This is a genomic window from Micromonospora sp. NPDC018662 (genome assembly GCF_044391475.1).
Lineage (GTDB): Bacteria > Actinomycetota > Actinomycetes > Mycobacteriales > Micromonosporaceae > Micromonospora.
The window spans coordinates 750,080-760,780 of sequence record NZ_JBISAC010000001.1 but is presented as its reverse complement, the minus strand read 5'-3'; the positions used below and the strand labels follow the sequence as shown (position 1 = coordinate 760,780).

Genomic DNA, 10,701 nt, shown 5'->3' with positions numbered 1-10,701 from the left:
TAGGTAATCTCCCGGGGGCGTCGTGGACCCGTGGGGCGACGTCGACGGCCGGGGCGGATCGTAGGCGAGCACGAGGAGGCCACTGTGGCGACGAAGGCGGCGACCGGCGGGCTGAGCCGGATCACCATCGTGGCGCCACGGACCCGGATGGACCTGGCCCTGCCGTCCGACGTGCCCCTGGCCGATTTGCTGCCCACGCTGCTGCGCTACGCCGGCGAGGAGCTCGCCGACGAGGGGGTGCGGCACGGCGGGTGGAGCCTGTCCCGGCTCGGCGGGCAGCCGCTCGACGGCGGGCGCACCGCCGCGCAGCTCGGCGTCCGTGACGGTGAGGTGCTCTACTTCAACCCGCGGGCCGCCACCGCGCCCGAGATCGTCTTCGACGACGTGGTGGACGCCGTCGCCACCTCCACCACGCAACGCGCCGGCGCCTGGCAGGTGGGCACCACCCGGGCGTACGCGGTGCTCCTCGCCTCCTCGGCGCTGGCCGCCGGCGCGGTCGCGGCGCTGTTCGCCGGGCCGCCGCACCTGCCCGGCGCGGTGGCCGCCCTGGTGGTCGCGGTCGCCCTGCTGGTCGGCGCCGCGGTGCTGTCCCGGGCGGCCGGCGACAGCCGCACCGGCGCGGTGCTGGCCCTGGTCGGGGTCGGTTACGCGGGGGTCGGCGGCCTGCTGGTGCTCGCCGGGGACCGGCCGCTCGACGCGCTGGCCAGCCCGCACGTGTTGCTCGCCGGCACCGCCGTGGTGCTCTTCGGCGCGCTCGCCGCGCTCGCCGTCGGGGACCGGATGCCGCTGTTCCTCGGCACCGTCGGCGTGGGCGCGGCGGTCGGCTTCGGCGCGGTCCTCAGCCTGGCCTTCGGCATCGACGCGGCCGCGTCGGCAGCGGTGGTGTCGACAGTGGCGTTCGGCGCGCTGCCGGCGCTGCCGATGCTCGCCTACCGGCTCGCCCGGCTGCCGGTGCCGTCGATCCCGACCGGCCCGGAGGACCTGAAGACCGACACCGAGTCGGTGGACGGCCCGTCCGTGCTGCGCGACAGCGAGCGGGCCGACGGGTTCCTCACCGGTCTGCTGTGGACCGTCGCCCTGCTGGTGCTCGGCGGCGAGGTGGTGCTGGCCACCGACGGTCGGCTTCCGGCGGTCCTGCTCTGCCTGGTGCTCGCCCTGCTGTCGCTGCTGCGGGCCCGCCCGTTCCTCGGCCGCAACCAGCGCACCCCGGTGCTGGTCGCCGGCACCCTCGGCCTCGGGCTCGTCGCCACGGCGGTCTTCGACGCCGGCTCGCTGCCGGTGCGGCTCGGCCTGATCCTCGGCGGGCTGACCGTGCTGGCCGTGATCAGCCTGGTCTACGGGCTCACCGTGGCCGGCAAGCGGATCTCCCCGGTCTGGGGACGCATCCTCGACATCGTCGAGATCCTGCTGATCGTCGCGCTGGTGCCGCTGGCCGTCTGGGTCTGCGGCGCGTACGGCTGGATCGTCAACCTTCGACCGTGACGGTGCCCATCGCGGTGCCCACAGGCGCGGTGGCGTAGACGCCGGGCCCGTGCTGGCCGTCCAGCGGGCGGGCCGGCACACCGGCTCGGCGGGCCATCTCCCGGACGGCCTTCACCAGCGCCTCGGCGTGCCCGTCCATGGCGGCCACCCGCAGCAGCGGGGGGACCCGCCGGCCACCGGGGAGCACCACCGCCGCGACCGTGTGCGAGGGCGCGGAGGTGGCGGTGACCGCGTCCACCAACGCGCCCAGCGAACCGTTGGGGCGGACCCGCAGCGCCAGGCAGCGCTGGGTCCAGCCGCCCCCGCGCAGGCCGGTCCAGGTCTCGGTGGGGGACTCCGGCGCCAGGTCGAGACCGGCCCCGGCGACCACCGCCGCGTGCAGTTCGTCGCGGCCCAGCACGCGGTGGCCGAGGCCGGCGGCGTGCAACGCCTTGCCGAGCCGGCCCACCCCGGCCGCCACCGTCCGGTGCACACCGCGCAGGCCGCCGCCGCGGCTCACCGTCTCGGCCCGGGCGTCGCCCACCGCCAGCCGCAACGCCACCCACACGGTGCGGTGGGCGGCCGGTGGCGCCCCCGGCGCGGGGTACCAGACCAGGGTGTGCGAGACGACCTGGGTCTGGGTGACCGGGCCGGCGAAGTCGGCGAGCACCGCGAGGGCACGGTCCACGGTCGCCGCCTCGATCGATCCGGCGGGCGCGCCGGGCCGGCCGGTCAGCGCCACCGCGGCGAACCAGCCCCGGTCGTCCTGGCCGATGCCGAGCCGGGTGCCGCGCTCGGTCAGCTCCACCACGGTCAGCTCGGGGGCGAGCGCGGCCAGCCGGGGGTCACCGCCCGGCAGCGCGCCCCGGGCCCGGCCCCGACGGCGACGCAGCCGGCGGCGGAGCATCAGGTCCTCGTACCACCATCGGCCGCCCCGCCGGGCGAACGCGGCCACCACGGCCACCACGGCCGGCAGCGCCACGGTGGGCAGCAGCCAGGCCGGGCCGGCGGTGGCGAACCAGACGGCGAGCGCGGCGCACTCGACCACCACGAGCTGACCGACGACGACCGACCCGAGGCGGCCCCGCCGCCGCCGGTCCGCCGGCGTGACCGGCCGGTCCGCCGGGGCGGGGGCGGTGGCCGTACGACCGGGTGGCGCCTGGAGCTGCGTCATCGGTGAGCGTCCCTTCTCCGACATCGGGGCACCTGCCGGCGGGGTGCGTCGCCGGGCGCGGACGGGGTCCGGCGCACCCCCGACGGCCCCTTATCGTAGGGAAGCCCGCGGCGCTGTTCGGACCTGATCGTCGCGGGACCCACCCCGGCCGTGGAGGTTAGTCATGCGGACCCGCCGCGATCAGGTGCAGGCGTACCGCTTCGTCACCCGCCGCATCGTGTCGGCGCTGCTCTCCGGCGACCCGGAGACCAACGACCTGCCGATGCGCCGGCTCGGCATGGCGGTGTTCGGCAGCGTCATCGCCGCGGCGGTGGTCCTCGGCGGCGTGGGCGCGTACGGGCAGCTGACCAGCAACTCCGCCCCGCTGGAACCGAACACCGTGGTGATCGAGCGGGAGACCGGCGCCACCTACTGGTTCGGTGAGGACCGGGTGCTGCACCCGACGCTCAACTACGCCTCGGCCCGGCTCGTCGTCGACGACGCGTCGGCGGAGGTGCGCACCATGTCCCAGGCGTCGATCCGGGACCGGCCCCGCGGCCGGCTGGTCGGCATCGTGGGCGCGCCGGACGACCTGCCCGACCGCGGGTCGCTGGTCGGGCTCCCCTGGTCGGTCTGCGACGTACCGGATCCGAACGACCCGCAGCGCTCGACCACCCGGCTGCTGATCGACCGGCCGCTGACCGGCGGCACTCCGCTGACCGACCGGGCCGTCCTGGTCCGCACGAGCGAGGCCCGCTGGCTGCTGACCGGCGGCTCACGGCTGCGGGTGGCCGGCGACGAGCAGGCGCTGGTGGCGTTGCGGATGGCCGGCGCGGCCAACCTCGCGGTCGGCCAGCAACTGCTCAACGCGGTGCCGGTGGGCCCGGCGCTGCGCAAGCCCACGATCGGCGGGGACGGCGGCCCGAGTGGGCTGACCGTGGCCGACCGGCCGGCCCGGATCGGCCAGGTCTACCAGGCCGCCGGCCAGTTCTACGTGCTCACCCGGCAGGGCCTGGCGGCGGTCGGCGAGGTCGCCGCGCGACTGCTGCTCGGTGGCGGCGGCGGGGTCACCGACATCACGCCGGACGAGGCCGGCCGGCTCTACACCGACCAGCGGCTGGAGGCGGACGGGCTGCCGGCCCGGATGCCCACGCTGCACGAGGTCCGCCCCGGCCGCACCGTGCTCTGTGCCACCTACCGGCCGGGCCCGGTCGGCCAGCCGCCCGCCACCACGCTGGAGGTCTTCGACTCCCCGCCGGCGGAGCTGATCGCGGCGACCGCGTTGCCGACACGGCAGGGCGCCCGGGACGCGGTCCGCACCGCCGAGAGCGTGCTGCTGCCCGGCGGCAAGGGCGCGTTGGTGCAGGCCACCGCCGGGGAGAGCGGCAAGCCGGCGGCCGGCGCCACGGTCTACCTGATCACCGCGCAGGGGGTCCGCTACCCGCTCGGCACCGCCGCCGGCGACGCCCGGAGCGCGCTCGGCTACGGCGACGTGAGCCCGGTGCCGGTGCCCGCCTCGCTGCTGGCGCTGGTGCCGACCGGGCCGACCCTGGCCCGCGCGGACGCCATGACGTACTTCGATGCGGCGGCGACGCCGGAGCGCGCCGCGACACCCGCGCCCGACGGCGGGGCGGCCTCGGTCCAGGGCGGCTGACCGGCCGACGTGGAGCGGAGCCGTCAGGGGCCACCCGGGTTGGCGCGGTTGGACTAATCTGAGCGTGGCCACCGGCTCTCGACGAGGACGACGGGGATTCCGCCATGACCGGGCGCACGACAGTCGACATGCTCTCCCTGGAGGATTTCCACAGGCGGCTCGAGCGGCGTCTGCACCAGGCCGAGTCGGTGTTGCGCACGCTCAACACCGAGATGCAGTGCCGGCCGCCGGCGCTCGGCACGTTCACCGACGCGACCGACAACTCACGTCGTTACGCCGAGACGCACCAGAGCTACGTCGAGCACGTCGACCGGCTGCGCCGGGCGGTCCTGGCCGCCCGCGAGGCGACCGCGACGATCATGACGAACTACCGGACCGCCGAGGCCCGCAACGCCGCCGCGGCCGCCGACATCGCGGCCGCCCTCACCGGGCTGAACGAGGCGATGAAGCAGCCGAAGGAGGATCCCCGTGTCTGAATACACCCGGCGCTACGAGCACGTCAGCCACGAGGAGCTCTACCAGGGCGTCAACGCCGGCGACCCGGCGCAGATCGAGGGGCTGAGCGCCCGCTGGACCTCCCTCAAGGGCACGCTCGACGACCTGTCCCGCGACCTCACCGCCGACCTGGACGCGCTGGCGAAGACCTGGACCGGTGACGCGAGCCGCGAGTTCCAGCGCCGGCTCACCATGGTCGCCGGCTACTCCGGCAACCTCGCCGAGGGCATGACCGGCATCCGGCAGGCGCTCGACATGATGGCCGGTGACCTGCGGGCCGCCCAGGCCGAGGCGGAGAGCCCGGAGAAGACCGACGACCACGACAAGCTGCTCTCCGGCGCCGGCAAGGGCTTCCTGCTCGGCGGCGGCCCGGGCGCGGTGATCGGCGGCATCATCGGCCACCAGCAGGACGAGGCCGAGCAGGAGAAGGCGCACCAGCGGATGGTGCAGGTGGTGGCGAAGCTGGCCGAGGGCTACGACTTCTCGGCGTACGGCCGGGTCGTCGCGCCGGAGCCGCCCGGCAGCGAGCTGCCTGGCCACCACGTTCCGAAGGACCCGACGCTGCACGACGGCCCGTCGGTCAAGACGCCGTCGTCCGGCCCGAGCCTGGGCAGCTTCGGTCCCGGGGCGCACGGCACCGCGACCACCTCGGGCGTGCACCACACGGCCCCGACCAGCGGCACGCCGGGTGACGGCGCACCGGGCGGCGGCCACCCGGGCGGCCACCCCGGCGCGGGCGCTCCGGGCTCGGTCACGACCGGTGGCACTGTCGACCCGACCGGCACCTCGCTTGCCGGCGCCGGCCCGCTGACCACCGCCACCGGCGGTCCGACGATCGGCGGCGGCCCGGGTTTCGGCCCCGGCGGCGCCAACCCGACCGTGCCGGCCGGCGGGGGCGGGCTCTTCGGCGGTCCGGGCGTGCTGAGCACCGGCGCGCTCGCCGGCACCAGCTCCAACGCGGCCTCCGCCGGCCGGTTCGGTGGCGTGCCCGGCGCGGAGAGCCGCTCGGCGGCCGGCACCGGGCGGCTCACCTCCGGCCGGGGGCTGGTCGTCGACACGGAGGGCAGGTCGGCCAACCGCGCCGGCGCCACCGGGCGGCCCGCGCTGGCCGGCCGCAACGGGGTGCTGGGCGCCCGCGGCAGTTCCGACGACGACGAGTCCGAGGGCCGGCTGACCTGGCTCACCGAGGACGAGATGGTCTGGGGGGACGGCAAGGCCGCCCCGCCGCCGGTGCTCGACGGCAACTGACGTCGGCACGGCTGACGGCGCGGCACCCGGGGGCGGATGCCACGCCGTCGCGGCCGGTCAGCAGCACAAGCCGGTCAGCAGAACGCGCCGGCCCGGGCACCGCCGTCCTGCCGGGTGGTACGGAAGTCGCAGAGGTCGTAGCCGTTGTCGGTGAGCGTGGCCTGCACGTCGGCGAGCTGCGCCGCGTCCAGCGCGGGCTGGCGGGACAGCACGAAGCCGCTGCTGCGGTCCGGGTCGCCGACGACGGCCCAGCGGTAGTCCGGGTCCAGCCCGATCACCACGTAGTTCGGGCCGCCCAGATAGATCCACCGGTCGCCGAGCCGGACGAAGGTGACGGTCAGCGCCGAGTCGGCGGGCGGGTTCTCGCTGCGGGCCCGCCCGGTGACCGTGCTGGTGGTGCCGAGGATCGTCCGGCAGGTGTTGCGGACGCCGATGGTGCCGTCGGGCTGGACGTCGTACCGGGCCTTGACGTTCTTGAAGCACTGGATCTCGAACCACTGCGGGATCGCGGCGACCTGGTACCAGTCGCCGGCGTACCGGTCGACGTCGACGTCGGCGACCGGGCGCAGTGGCCCGGTGTCGACAGCGGTGGTCGCGGCGTGGGCCGGGGTGGCGCCCAGGACGGTGGCGGCGGTCAGCGCGGCGACCAGTGCGGTAGTGGTGCGGCGTGCGCCCATGGCTTCTCCTCGCGGTGGGGGATCGTCCGCCGCAGTGTGCCCCACCCGACCTGCCGAAAACTGTCACTAATCTCATCGCTGTCGATGCATCCGGCGCCGGTGCCCGGAGCGAAGGAAAAGGTCTGTCCACAGCGATCCGTGGGGCGGCTCACCCAACCGGCAAGATCGTCGAGCTGCGCGAGCGGGCATCAACCGATAGGTTGAGGGGGTGCTGCCCGTAGCGTTCGCCTCGTCCGTCTGGACGGCGATGCTGCGTCGGATCGCCCGCACGGCCGTGACCACCCTCGCGTTGATCGCCGGCCTCCAGGGCATCGCCGCCACGCCCGCCGACGCCGGCACCGCGACGCGTCCCGCCGGCATCACGGTGACCGACACCCGGGCACCGTCGACCGTCGACACCGGCCACGACGCCACGTCGACCACGTCGGTTGCCGGCCCCGAGGCCGCCGCCCCGTGGGCGGTCACCCAGCCGGCCACCGGGCCGTCCGTCGACCGGGCCGACGACGCGTTCGCCGCGCCGGCCCCGGCCGTCGAGGTCACGGTCGCCGCCGACCCGGGCCGGGCGGCCATCGCCCGCCGCGGGCCTCCGCGCGCCTGACGGGCCACCTTTCCGGTACGCCCCGGCGCGGCCCCACCGAAGGCCGCCCCACCCGCGTATTCCGTCGCGCCCCGCCGCGCACTCCGCCCGACGCCCGGGCCCCCACCGTCGATCGTCAATCGTTCCACCGCGAGGTGCTGGTATGCAGACCGTCTTCTCCACCGTCCTGCCGGACGTCCCCGCCGCCGCCGTGATCTGGCTGGCCCTGCTCGCCGTGGCGGCGGTCGTGATCGCCGCGCTGGTCGTCCGTCCCACCCGGTTCCGTTCGGTGTTCGGCGAACGGATCAGTGAGGCCGCCCGGCCGAGCAGCATCGACCGGGCCGAGCAGGACCGGGAGCGGACGCGGGAACGGACCCGGTACGCGGACGAGGTGTCGGTGGCCGCGTCCCGCGCGACGGTGACCGCCGAGCGGCGCCGGGCCGAGTGGCTGGCCGCCCAGGACGAGGCCGAAGCCGCCTGGCTGGCCTGCCAGGCCGCGGAGGAGGACGTCCGCCGGCTGGCCGCCGCCGCGGCGCTGCCGCTGCCCCGGACCGCCCGCACCCCGGCCGAGTACGCGGACCGGGAGCGCTGGCTGCACCGGGCGGCGCTGGACGCCCAGTGGCGCAAGGAGATCAGCGTGCAGCAGCTCAGCGACATCCTCGGCGGGCGCGGCTGGGACCCGAGCCGGCACCCGGTGGAGCAGGAGCTGCTGCTGCGCCGGCTGGTGCGGGACAATCTCCGGGCCCGGCAGCATGCCGCGTCGGAGCGGGAGCAGGCCGCGTGGCGGGCCGCCGAGACGGCCGCCGCCGCGGCGCGGAGCCTGCACGAGGAGGCGTTCGCGGCGCTGCACCCGGTCGCCGAGCCGCAGGCGGCACTCTCCATCGTGGGCTTCACCGGCCCGGAGAACACGCGGGAGCTGCCGGTCGCGGAGACCACCCGGGAGTTGACCCCGGTGGCCCGGGGCCGGGCGGCCGTGCCGGCATACTGACCGTCCGGGCGGCGGCGGCCCGGCTCCGCTAGCGTGGTGTCGTGTCCCGTGAAGCGTGGGTGCTCGTCGTTCTCGCCGCCGTCGTCGCGGTCGCGACCTTGGTCGGCGCCGTGCTGCTCGCGATCCGGGTGGTCCGCACCCGTCGCATGCTGGGCACACTCGGCGCCGGCGGCAAGGTGGCCTTCTACGGCGCGTTGATCTACACGATCCTGCCGGTGGACCTGCTTCCCGACCCGATCTACCTGGACGACATGGGCGTGCTGGCCGGCGCGCTGTTCTATCTGGGTCGGCTGGCCGCCAAGCACCGGGCGGCGCAACGGGTCACGCGCGACGCCCCGGCCACGCCGTTGCCGGCCGCCCCGCCGCGCCGACCCTGACCGACGCCGCTCCACACGGGCGCCGACCCTGACCGACGCCGCTCCGCACGCGGCGGAGGGACGCCGGTCAGGGCGTCGTCCGGTCGGCGCTACTCGCCGTCCATCCGCATGCTCGGCCACCATCCGTAGACGCCCGAGCCGACCCGCCAGGACCCGAACGGCACGGTGAACCCGCCGGCCGGCGTCGAGGTGAACGTGTGCAGGCCCAGCCCGTTGTCCGGGTACTTGTAGAGGACGGCCAGGTCGTCCCGCCGGTCACCGTTGTAGTCGCCGCCGACCAGCTTGATGCTGGCGAACTGCCCGAAGATCGACGACGACCACGACTCGACCGGGTCGGTGAAGGTGCCGTCGGTCTTGCCGGTCCAGGTCAGCAGGCGCAGCTTGTTGTCCTTGGTCTGGAGGGCGGCCACGTCGGCCCGCCCGTCACCGGTGAAGTCGCCGTCGACGATCTTCAGGGTGGCGAGGGCACCCGGCGCCTTGTCCGCCGCGACGGACCACGAGGTGTAGCCGGCGCCGAACTTGCCGTCCGCCTGCCCCGGCCAGGTGATGGCCGCCATCGAGCCGTTGGCGTACGCGTAGAAGAGGCTGGCGTCGGCCCGCCCGTCGCCGGTGACGTCGCCGGCGAAGACGCTGGTGCTGGCCCAGTTGCCGAAGTTCGGCGCCCGCCACGCCTCGATCGGGGCGTCGAACCCGCCGTCGGGTCGGGCGAGCCAGTTGATCCACGCCTCGTCCCCGTTGGCGTAGCCGTAGAAGGCCGTGAGGTCGGCCCGGCCGTCGCCGTTGATGTCGCCCGACGCCATCTTCATGCTGGTCAGGTGGCCGAAGTTGGGCGACGTCCAGGAGCGGACCGGTGCGCCGTGGGTGCCGTCCGGGCGGGTGACGAACGTGTCCAGCGCGAACGCGTTCGCGGTGGTGGTGGACATGACCGCGACGTCGTCGACGCCGTCGCCGTCGAAGTCGTCGTTGAACACCTTCATCCGGTCCGTGGCGTACGCGCCGGCGCCGCCCCGCCAGGTGCCCAGCGGGCTGCCGAACCCGCCGGTAGAGGTGGCCGGGAACGTCTGCGGCGCGATGTCGCCGTTGGCGTAGACGTACAGGAAGTTGATGTCGGCGTACTGGTCGGTGGCCGGCCCCTGCGGCATGGTGGCGGCGAGCCACGGGCCGAGGTCGTCGACCCGGGTGTCCACCGCGTCCCGGCGGGTCTCCGTCTCGGCGAGGCAGCCGCCCTGCCAGGAGGAGCGGTGCAGGCCGACCAGCCGGGGCGTGCCGCCGGTGGTGCGGACGGTCGGGCCGCCCAGGTCGCCCCGGCAGATCCCGGCCGTGCCGGTGCCGAGGATGCCGGCCGTGGTGGCGCCGACGCTCTGCACCTCGAACGGGCCGGCGTGCAGCTGGTCCGGCACCCAGGTGGTGGCCGTACGGCCGAAGCCGGCGGCGGTGAGCTGCTCGCCCACGACCGGCGCGGGGCCGAGCGCCACCGGTGCGACGTCCGCCCGGCGGGTCAGCCGCACCAGCGCGACGTCGCGGTCGGGGTGCGGCACGACCCGGAAGGCCGACGACGTGGCACCCGTCGACGCGGTCAGGTCGGGTCGGCCCACGGTGACGGTGGTGGGCCGGGCCGGCTTGCCGTCGACGACGGGCTGGCCGTCGAAGCTGAAGCAGCTCTTGGCGGTGAGCACCCACCAGGGGTCGACGAGCGCACCGCTGCACGAGCGGTCGGCGGGGCCGATCGAGATCTTGGCGGCGAAGGCGTAGGAGCCGTCGGTGACGGCAGCGCCGCCGGTGACGGCCTGGGCGGGTGTGGTTGCGGCTGCCCCGGCCAGCAGGACCGCGGCGAGCAGGCCGGCGCCGCGAACGGCGACCCGGCGGTACGGCAGTGACACGACGTTTCCCCCGATTCGAACGACGCCCACCGCACGGTGGGCGCACGGGGTCACCTTATGAAGCGTTCGATTCACCCACTGTCCACCTTGGCATGAAGAAGAGCACACGCGGCAGCCCTTGCGCCGGACATCGGGCATGGAATATGTCTCGTCGTCCGGCGCACCGCCGGCCCGGCATGTGATGATCGGCT

Annotated in this window: 10 protein-coding genes; 7 read left to right on the top strand and 3 right to left on the bottom strand. The window is 75.5% G+C overall.

Annotation, left to right across the window (positions count from 1 at the left end):
• Positions 1-84 precede the first annotated feature (84 nt).
• A complete protein-coding gene (eccD, locus tag ACH495_RS03700) occupies positions 85-1,482 on the top strand; it encodes a type VII secretion integral membrane protein EccD (protein WP_396856186.1) in 1,398 nt (465 codons plus the stop codon).
• On the opposite strand, the gene ACH495_RS03695 is transcribed toward eccD, so the two are convergent.
• A complete protein-coding gene (locus ACH495_RS03695) occupies positions 1,466-2,659 on the bottom strand; it encodes a type VII secretion protein EccE (protein WP_396856185.1) in 1,194 nt (397 codons plus the stop codon). The genes eccD and ACH495_RS03695 overlap by 17 nt on opposite strands.
• Positions 2,660-2,798: 139 nt before the next feature.
• Here ACH495_RS03695 and eccB point away from each other — a divergent pair, with 139 nt between their 5' ends.
• The 3 genes from eccB to ACH495_RS03680 all read left to right on the top strand — a co-directional run bounded on the left by eccB (position 2,799) and on the right by ACH495_RS03680 (position 6,011).
• Positions 2,799-4,268, top strand: a complete 1,470-nt coding sequence (gene eccB, locus ACH495_RS03690; RefSeq protein WP_396856184.1) for a type VII secretion protein EccB — start codon at positions 2,799-2,801, stop codon at positions 4,266-4,268.
• A 104-nt stretch (positions 4,269-4,372) separates the two neighbouring features.
• A complete protein-coding gene (locus ACH495_RS03685; protein WP_396856183.1) occupies positions 4,373-4,744 on the top strand; it encodes a hypothetical protein in 372 nt (123 codons plus the stop codon).
• Positions 4,737-6,011, top strand: coding sequence for a WXG100 family type VII secretion target (locus ACH495_RS03680; protein ID WP_396856182.1), 1,275 nt, complete (start codon positions 4,737-4,739; stop codon positions 6,009-6,011). Before ACH495_RS03685 ends, ACH495_RS03680 begins: the two co-directional genes overlap by 8 nt.
• A gap of 74 nt (positions 6,012-6,085) precedes the next feature.
• On the opposite strand, the gene ACH495_RS03675 is transcribed toward ACH495_RS03680, so the two are convergent.
• Positions 6,086-6,688: a lipocalin family protein gene (locus ACH495_RS03675; RefSeq protein ID WP_396856181.1), complete on the bottom strand. Its 603-nt coding sequence runs from the start codon at positions 6,686-6,688 to the stop codon at positions 6,086-6,088.
• 208 nt (positions 6,689-6,896) lie between these two features.
• On the opposite strand from ACH495_RS03675, the gene ACH495_RS03670 reads away from it, so the two are divergent.
• From ACH495_RS03670 to ACH495_RS03660, 3 genes are all read left to right on the top strand, one after another.
• Positions 6,897-7,286, top strand: a complete 390-nt coding sequence (locus ACH495_RS03670; protein ID WP_396856180.1) for a hypothetical protein — start codon at positions 6,897-6,899, stop codon at positions 7,284-7,286.
• Positions 7,287-7,428: 142 nt separating this feature from the next.
• The gene (locus tag ACH495_RS03665; RefSeq protein WP_396856179.1) at positions 7,429-8,253 is read left to right on the top strand and encodes a hypothetical protein; all 825 of its coding nucleotides are present in this window, start codon (positions 7,429-7,431) and stop codon (positions 8,251-8,253) included.
• Between the two features lie 41 nt (positions 8,254-8,294).
• Positions 8,295-8,630: a hypothetical protein gene (locus ACH495_RS03660; protein ID WP_396856178.1), complete on the top strand. Its 336-nt coding sequence runs from the start codon at positions 8,295-8,297 to the stop codon at positions 8,628-8,630.
• An 89-nt stretch (positions 8,631-8,719) separates the two neighbouring features.
• Here ACH495_RS03660 and ACH495_RS03655 read toward each other — a convergent pair whose 3' ends face one another.
• Positions 8,720-10,510 (bottom strand): trypsin-like serine protease, encoded by a 1,791-nt coding sequence (locus tag ACH495_RS03655; RefSeq protein ID WP_396856177.1) that lies wholly within the window; start codon positions 10,508-10,510, stop codon positions 8,720-8,722.
• Between the last annotated feature and the right edge of the window lie 191 nt (positions 10,511-10,701).